We start from the raw sequence: 14,236 nt of genomic DNA on the forward strand, positions 1-14,236 counted from the left end.
CCGGAGAGGCCCGGTGGAACGCGTCCTGGCGTGGAAGGCCAGCGACTTATTCGACCACCACGGCCTTCTCGATGATGACGTCCTCGAGCGGCACGTCCTGGTGGAAGCCGGCGCTGCCGGTGCGCACGCCCTTGATCTTCTCGACCACATCGGTACCGTCGATCACCTTGCCGAACACGGCGTAGCCGAAGCCCTGCGGGGTCGGCGAGGTGAAGTTCAGGAAGTCATTGTCGACCGCGTTGATGAAGAACTGCGCGGTGGCCGAATGCGGCGCGTTGGTACGCGCCATGGCAACCGTGTAGCGATCGTTCTTGAGGCCGTTGCCAGCTTCGTTCTCGATCGGGGCATCGGTGTTCTTTTGCTTCATGCCGGGTTCGAAACCGCCGCCCTGGATCATGAAGTTCTTGATCACACGGTGAAAAATGGTGTTGTCGTAGTGGCCCTTGCGCACATAGGACAGGAAATTCTCGACCGACTTGGGCGCCTTTTCGGCGTCGAGTTCGATGGTGATGACACCCTGGCTGGTGTGGAGTTCTACCTTGGACATTGGAGTTCCTTTGTTCGGTGTTTATTTGACGACGGAGGCCGACTCGATCACGATCGGCGTGGCCGGCACATTGTGCATGGGACCATACGAGGTGGTCGGCGCGTTCTTCATCTTTTCGACGGTATCCATGCCTTCCACCACTCTGCCAAATACAGCGTAGCCGTTACCGTCCGGCTGCGGATAGTCGAGACTGGAATTATCCACCACATTGATGAAGAACTGGGCGGTGGCCGAGTTCGGATCGCTGGTGCGTGCCATGGCAACCGTGCCCGCCTTGTTCTTCAGCCCGTTCTGGGCCTCCAGCGGAATCGGCGCGCGCGCGGGCTTTTGCTTCATGTCGCGGTCGAAGCCGCCGCCTTGCACCATGAAGCCGTTGATGACGCGGTGGAAGATGGTGCCGCTATAGAAACCGCTCTTCACGTACTCCATGAAGTTCGCCACGGTCTTGGGCGCGGCGTCCGGATAGACCTCGATCGTGAACTTGCCGGCGCTGGTGACGAATTGCACCCGCTCGGTTCTCTGCTGCTGCGCCTGCGCGGCCAGGGGGGAGAGCGCCAGGACACCGGCGGCCATGCCGGCGAGGACGAGGCGACGCGAAAAGATCATGCTTGACTCCGTGGATCGGGGAAAACGATAGCACCGGGGCCTGGTAGGGGCCCCGCCTGCTGGCAAGTTACTTCGGTGCGGGTGCGGCCGCTGGCTCGCTGGCCGCCGCGCCGCCCTTGCGCGTGCTGCTCGCGGGGGGCTGGTTTGCCGCCTCGGGCTGCACCAGCTTGAGGCCTGTAGCCGCCGCCGCATCCTTGGGGTTGCGGCGGAGTGCGTCGCGGTAGGCGTTCTCGGCCAGGCGCCGGTAGACATCGCCCAGATTGCTGTAACCCACTGCGAAATCGGGTCTGGCATCGAGCGCGAGCAGCAGTTCCGCCTCCGCGCGCCTGAGATCCCCGCGCTTGGCATACAGCAGGGCCAGATTGTTGTGCGGTTCAGGCAGTTCGGGGAAATCCTGCGCCATGGACGACAGCGCCGCGATGGCCTCGTCCTCGCGCCCGGCCTGGGCCAGGGCCCAGGCACGCTCGAAGCGCGCCTGCGCATTGCGCGGGTTGGTGGCCAGCACGCGGTCGAACCGGTCGATGGCCTCGCCATACTTCTTCTGCGCCGCGGCCTTCTCCGCGTCGGCCATGCCGGGATCGGCCGAGCGCACGCCGCCGGGCGGGACTGTCGGCACGGAACGTGACACCGGTCCCGCCTGCGCGCGCGCGGGGCCCGCCGTGGCAAGCATGCCTGCCAGGCTGGCCGCCAGGGCTAGCGAGGCGGCCGCAATGCGCCGGCGCAGGGGCGGGGATGAAGCGGTTGCTATGGTGGGCAGGAACAGGCTCATGGATGGCGGTCCGTTATACTCCGCGGCATTCTAGCAAAGCACGGCCATGCCGGCCCGGGTATCGGTGCGCTGCAAGGCAGGCGACGGGCCACCGAGGTCAGGCGCTTCCGGTAAGATATGGGTCGCGCCTGGGTTTGCGCAGGCGCAAGTTGCCGGTCCGCGAAGGCGCGACAATGGCGCATCCGGAATGCGGCCTGGCCAGTGCCAGTTAGCTCCGGTTGGCTCCAGTTAGCCCCAGTTCGTGCCCGGTATTGCTACCGGCAGGATTCCTCATCCTTTCACCTTGTTTCATGCATCCTCTGAATATCTACAACACGCTCGCGCGTGAGAAACAGCTTTTCGTGCCAATCGAACCCGGCCGTGTGCGCATGTATGTGTGCGGCATGACGGTGTACGACTATTGTCACGTTGGCCATGCGCGCGTGATGGTGGTATTCGACATGGTGCAGCGCTGGCTGCGCACGGCCGGCTACCAGGTGACCTATGTACAGAACATCACCGACATCGATGACAAGATCATTCGCCGCGCCGCGGAGAATGGCGAGACCATCGGCGAACTGACCAACCGCTTCATCCGCTACATGCACGAGGATGCCGACGCCCTGGGTATCCAGCGTCCGGACCAGGAGCCGCGCGCCACCGACTACGTGCCGCAGATGCTCGACATCATCGGCAAGCTGGAGGCCCGCGGGCTGGCTTACCATGCCAGCGATGGCGACGTGAACTATGCGGTGCGCAAGTTCCCCGGCTACGGGCGCCTGTCCGGCAAGTCGCTGGAAGACCTGCGCGCCGGCGAGCGCGTGGCTACCAACGAGGCCAAGCACGATCCGCTCGACTTCGTGCTGTGGAAGTCCGCCAAGGAAAGCGAGCCCGCCGAAAGCAAGTGGGACTCGAAGTGGGGCACGGGCCGCCCGGGCTGGCACATCGAATGCTCGGCGATGAGCTGCGCGCTGCTGGGCGAGCATTTCGATATCCACGGCGGCGGCGCCGACCTGCAATTCCCGCACCACGAGAACGAGATCGCGCAGTCCGAAGGGGCCAGCGGCAAGACCTTCGTCAACCTGTGGATGCACAACGGCTTCGTGCGCATCAACGACGAGAAGATGTCGAAGTCGCTCGGCAACTTCTTCACCATCCGCGATGTGCTCAAGGAGTATGACGCCGAAGTGGTGCGCTTCTTCATCCTGCGCGCGCACTATCGCAGCCCGCTGCACTACAGCAATGCCCATCTGGAGGACGCACGTCACTCGCTGACGCGACTGTACACCGCGCTCAAGGACGTGCAGCCCGATGGCCAGCCCCTGGACTGGGAAGAGGCGCATGCGCGGCGCTTTATCGATGCCATGGGCGACGACTTCAACACCCCGATCGCCATGGCCGTGCTGTTCGACCTCGCCGGCGAAGTCAACCGCACCGGCTCGCCGGAGATGGCACGCCAGCTCAAGGGCCTGGCCGCCACGCTCGGCTTGCTGGAGCGCGACGCGCATGCGTTCCTGCAAGGCGGCAAGGCGGCCGATGGCCTGCAGCCGGAGCAGATCGAAGTGCTGATCGGTGCGCGCAAGCAAGCCAAGGCCGACCGCAATTTCGCCGAAGCAGATCGCATCCGTGCCGAATTGCTTACTGGTGGCGTGATCCTGGAAGACAAGCCGGGCGGGGTCACCGAGTGGAGGCGCGCTTGAACGCTGCCGTGCGCAAGACAGCGACGCCTGCGGCGCCGTCCAAGACTGCTGCGGCCAGCACGGCCAAGTCCCCGGCGCCGGGCAAGTCGTCCAAGGCAGGCACGGCGGCGAAGGCTGCCAAGCCGCTCAAGGGCGGCCTCAAGGGCGGCCTCAAGGGCGGTCTCAAGGTGGCCGGCAAGGCCACGGTCAAGTCGCCAGGGCCGGTGGTGGCCAAGGCGGATGGCAAGGCGGTGCCGATGGCCGCGGCACGCGCGCCCAAGGCGCCCGTGCTGCCGGAAGCCCAGGCCATCCCCCTGCCGGTCGAGACGGTGGTGGACGCGGTGCGTCCGGCCTACTGGGATGAGGCCTGCGCCGACCTGATGAAGCGCGACCGTATCCTGCGCAAGATGATCCCCACCTACGGCCCGGCGCACCTGATCTCGCGCGGCGACCCCTTTATCACGCTGGCCCGCTCCGTCGTCGGCCAGCAGATTTCGGTAAAGGCCGCGCAGACCGTGTGGGAGCGGCTGGCGGCACTCTGTCCCAAGCTCACGCCGGCGCAGATGCTCAAGGCCGGGCACGATAACCTCGCCGCATGCGGCCTGTCGCGCCGCAAGGCCGAGTACATCGTCGACCTGGCCGAGCATTTCAAGGCAGGGCGGGTGCATGTCGACAGCTGGACGGAGATGGACGACGAAGCCGTCATCGCCGAACTGACGCAGATCCGTGGCATCGGCCGCTGGACCGCCGAAATGTTCCTGATGTTCAACCTGATGCGGCCCAATGTATTGCCGCTCGACGACGTTGGCCTGATCAACGCCATTTCGGCGAATTACTTCAGCGGCGAACCCGTCACCCGTAGCGAAGCGCGCGAGGTGGCGGCCAACTGGGAACCGTGGCGAACGGTTGCCACGTGGTATATGTGGCGCAGCCTTGACCCGTTGCCGGTGACGTATTAGCCTGACGGACAGCTAAATTTGCATGGAAGTGCGCGAGGCTGATCCCCTGACTTCGGTTTAACGGGCGAATTCCGGTAGAATGCGCACCTTCACAGACAGGTACGCGAGTCTCATGAAAACCACCTTCCTGGATTTTGAGCAGCCCATTGCCGAACTCGAGGCAAAGATCGAAGAACTGCGTTTTGTGCAGGACGATTCGGCTGTCGATATCTCCGAAGAGATTTCGCGGCTGGCCGGCAAGAGCCAGCAGCTTACCAAGGACATCTACGCCAACCTGACGCCGTGGCAGGTGGCACAGATCGCACGGCATCCGCAGCGCCCTTACACCCTGGACTACGTGCGGGAGATCTTCACCGATTTCCACGAACTGCACGGCGACCGCACCTTTGCCGATGATCTCTCCATCGTCGGCGGCCTGGCCCGCTTCAACGGGCAGGCGTGCATGGTGATCGGCCACCAGAAGGGGCGCGACACCAAAGAGCGCGCCTTGCGCAACTTCGGCATGCCCAAGCCCGAGGGCTACCGCAAAGCCAAGCGCCTGATGGAAGTGGCCGACAAGTTCGGCCTGCCGATCTTCACGTTCGTGGATACCCCGGGTGCATTCCCCGGCATCGACGCGGAAGAACGCGGCCAGTCCGAAGCCATTGGTCACAATCTCTACGTGATGGCCGGCCTCAATGTGCCCCTGATCGCCACCATCATCGGCGAAGGCGGCTCCGGCGGCGCGCTGGCGATTGCCGTGGGCGACGTGGTGCAGATGCTGCAATTCGCCACCTACGCGGTGATCTCGCCGGAAGGTTGCGCATCCATCCTGTGGAAGACCGCCGAGAAGGCACCGGAAGCCGCCGAAGCACTCGGCCTGACCGCGCACCGCCTGAAGGCGCTCGGCCTGATCGACAAGATCGTCAGCGAGCCGCTGGGCGGCGCGCACCGCGATGTCAAGGGCATGGCTGCCATGCTCAAGCGTTCGCTGGCGGATTCGCTGCGCCAGTTCCAGGGCATGGGCGTGAAAGAGCTGCAGGCGCGCCGCAACGAGCGACTGCTGTCCTATGGCAAGTTCAAGGAAACCGGCGCACCGGACTGACCCGTCCGCCGGCTTGACCGACAAGGTCGCACAGGCGCTCCAGGCCGGTGCGGCCTTTGTTGTTTCTGGCGACGGCGCACGGGCAGGCACAGTGGCGGTGGCGCTTTCCGGCGGACGCGATTCGGTCGCGCTGCTGCACGCGCTGCGTGCGGCGGTGGCTTCGTCGTCGCTGCCGCTGCGCGTGGTGGCGCTGCACGTGCACCACGGGCTGCAGGCGCAGGCCGACCAGTGGGACCTGTTCTGCGCCTCGCTGTGCAGCGACTGGCAGATGCCCTTTTTCAGCCGCCGCGTCACGGTGGAGCAGCAACACGGCGAAGGGCTGGAGGCAGCCGCGCGCCGCGCGCGCTACGCCGCGCTGGAGGCCATGTGCGACGAGGCCGGGGCGGAACTGCTGCTGTTCGCGCATCACCTGGACGACCAGGTCGAGACGGTGTTGTTGCGGCTGTTCCGCGGCAGCGGGCTGGCCGGGCTGGGCGGCATGCCGCGCCTGCGCCGCATGGGCGCGCGGCAGCAGATCGTGCTGCTGCGGCCCTGGCTCGATGTGGCGCGCGATGACATCGATGCCTATTGCACCGTCCATGCACTTGCGTGGATCGACGATCCCTCCAATGACGATGCCCGCTTCGCCCGCAACGCGCTGAGAGCGCAGATGCCCGCGCTGGCCGCGGCATTCCCCGCCTTGCAGGCCAATGTGGCGCAAGCTGCCGCCCATCTGGCGCAGGCCGGCGAATTGCTGGACGGACTCGCCACGCAACTGATGGCCAAACTGGTGCGCCCGCCGCGCGATGCCGGCACCCTTGCCGAACTCGATCTCGCCGGCCTGCGCGCGCTTGCGCCGGCGCAGGCCGACATGGTGCTGCGCCTGTGGTTGCGCGACCTTGGCACGCAGGCACCCTCCACGGCGCGGTTGTCCGCCATGCGCGCGCAATTGATCGAGCACGCAGGCGGCGAGCCAGCCATCCATCACGAGGGGCTGGTGCTGCTTCGCTTCCAGGGCCGCGTGCTGGCCCGCCGCGCGGGGCCGGCGATCGCCGCGGGCGATCTCGCACTATCCTGGCAGGGTGAGGCAAGCCTGGCGGTGCCGGCGTGGCATGGCGAGTTGCGATTCACGCGCGACGACACCTTCGGCCTGCCGGAGGCCGCGCTGCGGCAGCCACTGCGGCTGGCGGCGCGGCAGGGCGGCGAGCGCATCGTGCTGCGCCCGGGCGGGCCCGCGCGCGCGCTCAAGCAGGCCTACCAGGAGGCTGGCGTGCCAATTGCGCGGCGCGGGCGCCTGCCCTTGCTGTGGGCGGGCGCGCAGCTCGTGTTCGCGGCCGGGCTGGGGATGCACCGGCGCTGGCCGGATGCGCCCGCCGCGCCACGCTGGCGTGTAGAGTGGGTGGAGTGGTCCGGGGAGTAGCCCGCGGGCTGAACAAGCCGCGCGAAGAGGCTGCGCAAGCGGATGCGGGACCGCATTGATGTGGCGCGCAAATACGCATGCGAGCCGCCCGCGCCACTTCCGCCGGACGCATGTCGTCACACCCGCGCCTTGCCTCAGGCCGCCTCTTCGTGTATTTTCAGAGGTTTTGCACAATCGCTGGCGTCGACAAATAGATGGCTCTCATCGTTCACAAATACGGCGGCACTTCGATGGGTTCTCCGGAACGCATCAAGAATGTCGCCAAGCGCGTTGCCAAATGGCATCGCGCCGGCCACCGCGTAGTCGTGGTGCCTTCGGCCATGTCAGGCGAAACCAATCGCCTGCTTGGTCTTGCCAAGGAAATTTCGGCGCAGCCGAGCCCGCGCGAGCTGGATATGCTGGCGGCGACCGGCGAGCAGGCCAGTTCGGCCTTGCTCGCCATCGCGCTGCAAGGCGAGGGCATCGGCGCGATCAGCTACACCGGCTGGCAAGTGCCGGTGCTGACCGACTCGTCGCACACCAAGGCCCGCATCGAATCGATCGATGACGAGCGCATTCTGGGCGATCTCGACGCCGGGCGCGTGGTCGTCATCACGGGCTTCCAGGGCATCAACGGCAAGGGCGATATCACCACGCTCGGCCGCGGCGGCTCGGATACCTCGGCAGTGGCGATCGCCGCCGCCATCGAGGCCGATGAGTGCCTGATCTATACCGACGTGGACGGGGTCTACACCACCGATCCGCGCGTGGTCGAAGACGCCCGCCGGCTGGACCGGATCACCTTCGAGGAAATGCTGGAAATGGCCAGCCTCGGCTCCAAGGTGCTGCAGATCCGTTCGGTGGAGTTCGCCGGCAAGTACCGCGTGAAGACCCGCGTGCTGTCGTCGCTGACCGACCCCCTGATGCCCCTCGAGCAAGAAATGCACTCGGGCACGCTGATCACTTTTGAGGAAGAGTCTGAAATGGAAGCAGCCGTCATCTCCGGCATCGCCTTTGCCCGTGACGAGGCGAAGATCACCGTCCTGGGCGTGCCCGACAAGCCCGGCATCGCGTACCAGATCCTGGGCCCCGTGGCCGACGCCAACATCGACGTCGACATGATCATCCAGAACCAGTCCGTCGACGGCAAGACCGATTTCACCTTCACCGTGCCGCGCGGCGAGTACCAGCGTGCACTGGCCATCCTGAACGATGGCGTGAAGGCACATATCGGCGCCGCCAGCGTATCGGGCGATCCGAAGGTGTCCAAGGTCTCGGTGGTCGGCGTAGGCATGCGCTCGCATGTCGGCATCGCCAGCAAGATGTTCCGCACGCTGGCCGAAGAAGGCATCAACATCCAGATGATCTCCACCTCGGAAATCAAGATCTCGGTGCTGATCGACGAGAAGTACATGGAGCTCGCCGTGCGCGCGCTGCACAAGGTGTTCGAGCTGGATCAGGCGTGATCCATGCCGGGCGGGCCGCGTGCGGCCTGCCCAACTATCGGCTGTGAAAATATTTTCAATCGGTCATCGAATCAGCGTTGACCAATTGAAATCCGACCGATAGAATACGCGCTTCGTTGTGTGGCCTCCCTCACACAACGGCAGGTTTGGGAGACGTGGCCGAGAGGTCGAAGGCACTCCCCTGCTAAGGGAGCATCCGGGCCAAAACCTGGATCGAGGGTTCGAATCCCTCCGTCTCCGCCAGCTACTCTGTAATTGGCGGCAGAACCCCGGAAGATTGCGGTCTTCCGGGGTTTTGTTTTTTGTGCTCCCCGTTTCACTGCTGCCACCGCGTGTGTACCTGACACAGACTGACCGGGAGCCAGCATGTACCTCACCCGCCGACACGGCATCTACTACCTGCGCAAGCGCGTGCCGATGGACCTCGTTGCCGTCTGTGGCAAGCGAGAGATTCTTCGCAGCCTCAGCGTCAAGGACAGGGCCACCGCGGCCCGTCTCGCACTGCGCGCCGTCGTTGCACTGGACGATGAGTTCGCACAGAAGCGCGGCCTGACCTCACCATCTGTTGAACAGATGCCTATTGCGAGCAACATGGCATCAAGCCGAAAGACCGTGCCTGTCATGTAGTGGCTTCGGCGCGAGCCGGCAAGGGGCGGCTCATGTTCAGGTTTCCAGGATGCCTGCCCTTGACCGTGCGGTTGGGCGCGCGGCACAGGAGGATGCGGGCAAGGTCCAGAAAAACCATCTGCGGGGGCAGTTTGGCGATCATCTGATGGCCAGGGCAGCGAACTGAGCGTTGTGTGGAATCGATCCAGTCGTGTCGATAAGGCCGACGGGAAAAAAATAAGCGCGCGATTCAACCTGCCGCACCGTCACCCCAAGGAAGCCCTATGGCCGAGTTCCAGCCTCAGATTGACACGATTCCCCTCATGAATGCCGATACGGGCCTGCCGCTTCCGAAACGCTACTGGGCGGTCGTCTTCGTCGCACTGGGCACCATACTCTCCGTGCTCGACGGCTCGATCGCCAACGTCGCGTTGCCGACCATCGCGCGCGACCTGCATACATCCGACGCCGCGTCGATCTGGATCGTCAACGCATATCAGCTGGCCATCACGATCACGCTGCTGCCGCTCGCGTCGCTTGGGGATCGCGTCGGCCACCGGCGCATCTACATCGCCGGCCTCGCGCTGTTCACCGTCGCGTCGCTCGGCTGCGCACTCGCCAGCTCGCTGCCGACGCTCGTGGTGATGCGCGTGATCCAGGGGTTCGGCGCATCGGGCATGATGAGCATCACCGCGGCGCTCGTGCAGACGATCTATCCGTCGTCGATGCTTGGACGCGGCTTGGCGGTCAATGCGATGGTGGTCGCACTGTCGTCGGCGATCGGGCCAACGGTCGCGTCCGCGGTGCTGTCGGTCGCGCCATGGCCGTGGCTCTTCGCGATCAACGTGCCGATCGGCATCGCCGCGGTACTCGGCAGCCTGCGCGCGCTGCCCGCCAATCCGCTGCACGACGCGCCGTACGATGTCTCGAGCGCGCTGATGAATGCATGTGTGTTCGGGCTGCTGTTCATGGCCGTGGATGGGCTCGGCTACGGCGAGCGCGGCGCGATCATCGTTGCGGAATTGACAATGGCGTCCGTCGTCGGCTATTTCTTCTTGAAGCGACAGCTAGCGCAACCGACGCCACTCTTGCCCGTCGACCTGATGCGCATCCCGGTCTTCGCGCTGTCGATCTGCACGTCGATCGCGTCGTTCACGTCGCAGATGGTCGCGTTCGTCGCACTACCGTTCTGGCTCCAACATTCGCTCGGCTTCTCGCAGGTGCAGACGGGTTTCTACATGACGCCTTGGCCGCTCATGATCGTGGTCGCCGCGCCGCTCGCCGGCGCGCTGTCCGACCGCTACTCGGCCGGCGTGCTCGGCGGCATCGGGCTCGCGCTGTTCGCGGCCGGCCTGCTGTCGCTTGCGACGATCGGCGCGCACCCGGGGACGGTTGACATCGTCTGGCGCATGGCGCTGTGCGGTGCGGGCTTTGGCCTGTTCCAGGCGCCGAACAACCGCGCAATACTGTCGTCGGCGCCGCGCAAGCGCAGCGGCAGCGCGGGCGGCATGCTCAGCACCGCGCGGCTGACCGGGCAGACGCTCGGCACGGCGCTCGTCGCACTGATGTTCGGCGTCGCACCCGAGCACGGGCCGACGCTCGCGCTCTATGTCGCCGCCGCGTTCGCGGCTGCCGCGGCCGTCGTCAGCACGCTGCGCATCGCGGCCCCGCACCTGAACGCGTCGGTCTAACCGCATCACATACGGCGCCAGCGTGTCGAGGGGGTCCGGCACGGAGCTGACGCGCGCGTCTTCACGCTCGCGCCAGCTTCCTGGGCGACCGCCTACATCCGATACCGAATTGTAGCCACCACACTCCGCGGTGCCCCCGGCATGCTCAGGTTCGTCGAACCATGCGCCGCGACGATGTAGCGCTTGTTGAACAGGTTGTACAGATTCAACTGCGCCTCGAACGGACCATGGCGGTACCAGGCCATCATGTTCGCCGTGACGTAGCCCGGCAGCGTGACGGTATTGGCCCGATCGGCCATCCGGGCGCCGACCAGGTTCAGGCCGCCGCCGATGCCAAAGCCATGGCCCAGCGTCTTGGTCAGCCACAGGTTGCCGGAATGGCGCGGCGTCAGCGTGGCACGCTTGCCCTGCAATGCAGGGGTCGACTTGGTGACCACCGCATCCAGGTAGGCGTAGCCGGCCAGCATGCGCCAGCCGCTGCCGAGCTCCGCGGCGCCGCTCAGCTCAACGCCATCCGTGCGCTGCTGGCCAATCGGAATCAGCGCAGTGCCGGTGGCATTGGCGATCTTCATATTGTTCCGTTGCAGCCGGAATACGGAAACCGTTGTGCTCGCCTTGCCGTCGAGCCAGTCATACCTGGCGCCGACTTCGGCATTGTTGGTCGTTTCCGGTGCCAGTTCGGCGTTGTTGGCGGCCAGTGCGGAGGTCTCGCCCGACGGCTGGAAAGACCGGCTCCACGACACGTAGTATGACTGCACCTTCGACGGCTGCCAGACCAGGCCCGCGCGCGGGCTCCAGGCGTTATCGGTGCGCGACAGGTTCGTCTGGCCGGCCAGGCGCTGGATCGTGTCCTGCTGGAAGTGGTCGTAACGCACGCCGAGCAGCGCCTTCCACTGCTCGGTAAAGGCGATCATGTCCTGCGTGTAGAACGCGAGGGTCTTGGCGGTAGCCAGGTTGCTCGTACGCGGCGTGCCGCCAACCAGGCGCGGCAGCGTCGGCAGCACCGGGTTGAACAGATCGAAGGTGCCCGGCACGGCCTTGCTAAAGTTGGAAAGATCCTTGTTCTGCTGGCCGACCTCCATCCCGTACAGGATTTCGTGCTTGGTGCCGAAGATCGTCGCCTTCTGGATCAGGTCCGTCTGATTGAACCAGCCGTGGTCTTCCCGAAAGACGTTGGAGTGCGACATCGTCAGCCGCTGTGTCACTTCGTTGACCGAGCTGGTCAGCGTGTTATTGCGATCCAGCGAGTAGTGGTAGTACCGCGTGGCGTTGCGGATCGACCAGTCGCCGTTGAAGCGGTGGTTGAGCGTGGCCGTGCCCGAGTACACGCGCGACTGGGTGTAGTCGGCGTCGTGCGCATTGGCGGCGCCATAGTACCGCGATGCCGGCACATCGACCGGCCGGCCCTTGTACGCCGGGATACCAAAGTCGGTCACGCGGCGGTCTTCCAAGTAGTCGGCCTGCAGCAGCACGATGGTCTGCGGCGCGATGCGCAGTTCCAGGGACGGCGCCACGGCGGCACGATCCAGGAACTGCTGCGAGCGGTAGCTGTTGGCTTTCTCCACAGCCCCCGTCACGCGGAACGCGGCTGCGCCGTCGGCGCGCACGCGGCCCACGTCGGCCTGGGCGCGGCGGTCGGCCCACATGCCATAGCTGAGGGCGAAGTCAGTCACGTCGAGCCCGGGCTTCCTGGTCACGCGGTTGATCAGGCCACCGGACGAACCGCGCCCGTACAGCACCGCCGCCGGCCCCTTGATGACTTCGACGCGGTCGACGTTGGACAGGTCGCGGAAGTACCGCGCGTCGTCACGGATGCCATCGACAAACTGGTCGGCGATCGCGCTGAAGCCGCGGATCGAGACCTGGTCGCGCTGGCCGTCACCGGTGGAGAACGACACGCCCGGCACGTTCTTCAGCGCATCCTGCATCGAGGTGGCGTGCTGGTCGCGCATGACGTCGGCGGTGACCACATTGACGGTCTGCGGAATGTCGCGCAACGGGGCTTCGGTCCTGGTCGCGCTGACGGCGTTTGGCGGGTTGTAGCCTTCGCCCAGTTCACGACTGATGTCGGCCTTGACGGTGACTTCCGGCAGGCTCCGGGCCACGGCGGGTTTTCCGGCCTCCTGTGCCTGGGCGATGCCGGCAAGCATTGGCTGGCAGGCAGAAACACCGAGAACGGCGGAGTAAAACGGGTGCAATTTGATTTTCATATCCCTGTAATTCGCTGTGATAGGAGTAGTAATGAGACGCATTATCATTTACGAGGGAGATGCGGTCAATGCATATCGTGCAGCCGGGGAAGGACGTTCCCCCACGCGCGCTGACGCCGCGGACTTCGGCTATGCGTTCGGATTTCGCGCCATGCAGACGTGGCAGCGGTGATCGAGCAATCCGATCTGGGCTAACGGTCCTGCTGCCTGGCCGGTTAACGCAAGACCAGGAGATCAGCTGGCAGCCGTTCGGCCTGCGCTTGCGCAATCAGCGCGGCGACCGTGATGATGCTGCGATCTCCTGGCCTCAGATCCGTCTGCCGTCGCCGCGCTGCCGCGCATCAGCTCACGGGCAGGCGGGGAACGAACCTTTCATGTTCGATGACGCCGTCTTTGGCAAGGATTGCCGTACCCTCCGGGATTTCCGCCCATGCGTGGGGAAGGTCGGCCAGGGGTTCGGAAAGAACGAGGATGGCAGCGTCGCCGGCTTCGGCGATATGCGAGTTGTCGGGATAGAGCTCGCGCAAATGACGAACTGATGTGCTGTGGAAGAGCGAGCGCGAATCCACCTCGCTGGAGTAGCGCACGGCGACGATCTGTTCGCCGTCGGTCGCGCAAACCGTCATGTTCACCGGGTGCTCGATGTCATGGCGGTGGCCAACGTCCTCGATCAGGCCCACCATCTGTTGCAGCGCCGCGCGCGGATCGCGTTCAAGCCCGAACGTCAGGGCGAGAAAGAACATGACTTCGGAGTCGGTGGAACCCTCGATCCAGCGGAACAGTTCGGGCGCCACCGCCATCATCAGTTCACGCCTGATAACCGGGTAGTCCCGTATCAGGCCATTGTGGGCAAACAGCCAGCGGCCGTAGCGAAACGGATGGCAGTTGGTCTCCTGCGCCGGCGTGTCGGTCGCCGCGCGGATATGCGCGACAAACATCGGCGCCCGGATGGCGCGGGCCGCCTCGCGCAGGTTGGCGTCATTCCAGGCAGGATGCAGGCACCGGTAACGGAATGGCACTTCCGAGTGGCTGCCATACCAGCCGATCCCGAACCCGTCTCCATTGGTCGTGGTGTGCCCAAGCCGCGAGCGCAGGCTCTGCTCGATCAGGGAATGCTCGGCCCGGAACAGCACGGTATCGAGTTGGATCGGATTGCCCGAGTATGCCAGCCAGCGGCACATGATGCCTCTCCTCAACGTGTTCCCATCCGGAAGCACTTCTGCCAGGCGGTCAATTCATCGTCCTTGCGCCCGCCAGATTGC

14 protein-coding genes and 1 tRNA gene are annotated in these 14,236 nt (G+C 65.2%); 9 read left to right on the forward strand and 6 right to left on the reverse strand.

Annotation, left to right across the window (positions count from 1 at the left end; genetic code table 11):
- Positions 1-46: 46 nt before the first annotated feature.
- From AC1DQ3_RS03825 to AC1DQ3_RS03835, 3 genes are all read right to left on the reverse strand, one after another.
- Positions 47-547, reverse strand: coding sequence for a peptidylprolyl isomerase (locus tag AC1DQ3_RS03825; protein WP_477118835.1), 501 nt, complete (start codon positions 545-547; stop codon positions 47-49).
- A 21-nt stretch (positions 548-568) separates the two neighbouring features.
- Complete coding sequence (locus tag AC1DQ3_RS03830; RefSeq protein WP_477118836.1) at positions 569-1,153, reverse strand: peptidylprolyl isomerase; 585 nt, start codon at positions 1,151-1,153, stop codon at positions 569-571.
- A gap of 67 nt (positions 1,154-1,220) precedes the next feature.
- On the reverse strand, positions 1,221-1,922 hold the full coding sequence (locus AC1DQ3_RS03835; protein WP_477118837.1) for a tetratricopeptide repeat protein: 702 nt from the start codon (positions 1,920-1,922) through the stop codon (positions 1,221-1,223).
- Positions 1,923-2,212: 290 nt separating this feature from the next.
- Here AC1DQ3_RS03835 and cysS point away from each other — a divergent pair, with 290 nt between their 5' ends.
- The 7 genes from cysS (at position 2,213) to AC1DQ3_RS03870 (ending at position 9,094) form a co-directional block, all read left to right on the forward strand.
- Positions 2,213-3,601 (forward strand): cysteine--tRNA ligase, encoded by a 1,389-nt coding sequence (cysS, locus tag AC1DQ3_RS03840; RefSeq protein ID WP_477118838.1) that lies wholly within the window; start codon positions 2,213-2,215, stop codon positions 3,599-3,601.
- Positions 3,586-4,539, forward strand: coding sequence for a DNA-3-methyladenine glycosylase family protein (locus tag AC1DQ3_RS03845; RefSeq protein ID WP_477118839.1), 954 nt, complete (start codon positions 3,586-3,588; stop codon positions 4,537-4,539). The genes cysS and AC1DQ3_RS03845 overlap by 16 nt, the downstream gene beginning before the upstream one ends.
- A 112-nt stretch (positions 4,540-4,651) precedes the next feature.
- The gene (locus AC1DQ3_RS03850; RefSeq protein ID WP_477118840.1) at positions 4,652-5,623 is read left to right on the forward strand and encodes an acetyl-CoA carboxylase carboxyltransferase subunit alpha; all 972 of its coding nucleotides are present in this window, start codon (positions 4,652-4,654) and stop codon (positions 5,621-5,623) included.
- Positions 5,589-7,022: a tRNA lysidine(34) synthetase TilS gene (tilS, locus tag AC1DQ3_RS03855; RefSeq protein ID WP_477118841.1), complete on the forward strand. Its 1,434-nt coding sequence runs from the start codon at positions 5,589-5,591 to the stop codon at positions 7,020-7,022. The genes AC1DQ3_RS03850 and tilS overlap by 35 nt, the downstream gene beginning before the upstream one ends.
- 194 nt (positions 7,023-7,216) lie before the next feature.
- Positions 7,217-8,467, forward strand: coding sequence for an aspartate kinase (locus tag AC1DQ3_RS03860; protein WP_477118842.1), 1,251 nt, complete (start codon positions 7,217-7,219; stop codon positions 8,465-8,467).
- 149 nt (positions 8,468-8,616) lie between these two features.
- Positions 8,617-8,710: transfer RNA gene (locus AC1DQ3_RS03865), tRNA-Ser, on the forward strand.
- A 123-nt stretch (positions 8,711-8,833) separates the two neighbouring features.
- Positions 8,834-9,094 (forward strand): DUF6538 domain-containing protein, encoded by a 261-nt coding sequence (locus tag AC1DQ3_RS03870; RefSeq protein WP_477118843.1) that lies wholly within the window; start codon positions 8,834-8,836, stop codon positions 9,092-9,094.
- Here the strand turns inward: AC1DQ3_RS03870 and AC1DQ3_RS03875 are convergent.
- The gene (locus AC1DQ3_RS03875; RefSeq protein WP_477118844.1) at positions 9,087-9,236 is read right to left on the reverse strand and encodes a hypothetical protein; all 150 of its coding nucleotides are present in this window, start codon (positions 9,234-9,236) and stop codon (positions 9,087-9,089) included. The genes AC1DQ3_RS03870 and AC1DQ3_RS03875 overlap by 8 nt on opposite strands.
- A 160-nt stretch (positions 9,237-9,396) precedes the next feature.
- Between AC1DQ3_RS03875 and AC1DQ3_RS03880 the strand changes: the two genes are divergently transcribed.
- Positions 9,397-10,764, forward strand: coding sequence for an MFS transporter (locus tag AC1DQ3_RS03880; RefSeq protein WP_477118919.1), 1,368 nt, complete (start codon positions 9,397-9,399; stop codon positions 10,762-10,764).
- A 92-nt stretch (positions 10,765-10,856) separates the two neighbouring features.
- On the opposite strand, the gene AC1DQ3_RS03885 is transcribed toward AC1DQ3_RS03880, so the two are convergent.
- Positions 10,857-12,974, reverse strand: coding sequence for a TonB-dependent receptor (locus AC1DQ3_RS03885; RefSeq protein ID WP_477118845.1), 2,118 nt, complete (start codon positions 12,972-12,974; stop codon positions 10,857-10,859).
- Between the two features lie 31 nt (positions 12,975-13,005).
- Between AC1DQ3_RS03885 and AC1DQ3_RS03890 the strand changes: the two genes are divergently transcribed.
- Positions 13,006-13,146, forward strand: coding sequence for a hypothetical protein (locus AC1DQ3_RS03890; RefSeq protein ID WP_477118846.1), 141 nt, complete (start codon positions 13,006-13,008; stop codon positions 13,144-13,146).
- 169 nt (positions 13,147-13,315) lie between these two features.
- Here the strand turns inward: AC1DQ3_RS03890 and AC1DQ3_RS03895 are convergent, their stop codons facing one another.
- Complete coding sequence (locus tag AC1DQ3_RS03895; protein ID WP_477118847.1) at positions 13,316-14,155, reverse strand: class II glutamine amidotransferase; 840 nt, start codon at positions 14,153-14,155, stop codon at positions 13,316-13,318.
- Positions 14,156-14,236: the final 81 nt, after the last annotated feature.

The organism is Cupriavidus sp. 01T418 (genome assembly GCF_056398885.1).

Excerpts from the sequence above, each read along its gene's own strand:
- AC1DQ3_RS03850 (WP_477118840.1), top strand. The coding sequence starts at position 4,652 with ATGAAAACCACCTTCCTGGATTTTGAGCAGCCCATTGCCGAACTCGAG.
- cysS (WP_477118838.1), top strand. The coding sequence starts at position 2,213 with ATGCATCCTCTGAATATCTACAACACGCTCGCGCGTGAGAAACAGCTT.
- AC1DQ3_RS03835 (WP_477118837.1), bottom strand. The coding sequence starts at position 1,922 with ATGAGCCTGTTCCTGCCCACCATAGCAACCGCTTCATCCCCGCCCCTG.
- AC1DQ3_RS03895 (WP_477118847.1), bottom strand. The coding sequence starts at position 14,155 with ATGTGCCGCTGGCTGGCATACTCGGGCAATCCGATCCAACTCGATACC.
- AC1DQ3_RS03825 (WP_477118835.1), bottom strand. The coding sequence starts at position 547 with ATGTCCAAGGTAGAACTCCACACCAGCCAGGGTGTCATCACCATCGAA.
- AC1DQ3_RS03875 (WP_477118844.1), bottom strand. The coding sequence starts at position 9,236 with ATGATCGCCAAACTGCCCCCGCAGATGGTTTTTCTGGACCTTGCCCGC.
- AC1DQ3_RS03885 (WP_477118845.1), bottom strand. The coding sequence starts at position 12,974 with ATGAAAATCAAATTGCACCCGTTTTACTCCGCCGTTCTCGGTGTTTCT.
- AC1DQ3_RS03880 (WP_477118919.1), top strand. The coding sequence starts at position 9,397 with ATGAATGCCGATACGGGCCTGCCGCTTCCGAAACGCTACTGGGCGGTC.
- tilS (WP_477118841.1), top strand. The coding sequence starts at position 5,589 with ATGGCAAGTTCAAGGAAACCGGCGCACCGGACTGACCCGTCCGCCGGC.
- AC1DQ3_RS03830 (WP_477118836.1), bottom strand. The coding sequence starts at position 1,153 with ATGATCTTTTCGCGTCGCCTCGTCCTCGCCGGCATGGCCGCCGGTGTC.
- AC1DQ3_RS03860 (WP_477118842.1), top strand. The coding sequence starts at position 7,217 with ATGGCTCTCATCGTTCACAAATACGGCGGCACTTCGATGGGTTCTCCG.
- AC1DQ3_RS03870 (WP_477118843.1), top strand. The coding sequence starts at position 8,834 with ATGTACCTCACCCGCCGACACGGCATCTACTACCTGCGCAAGCGCGTG.
- AC1DQ3_RS03890 (WP_477118846.1), top strand. The coding sequence starts at position 13,006 with ATGAGACGCATTATCATTTACGAGGGAGATGCGGTCAATGCATATCGT.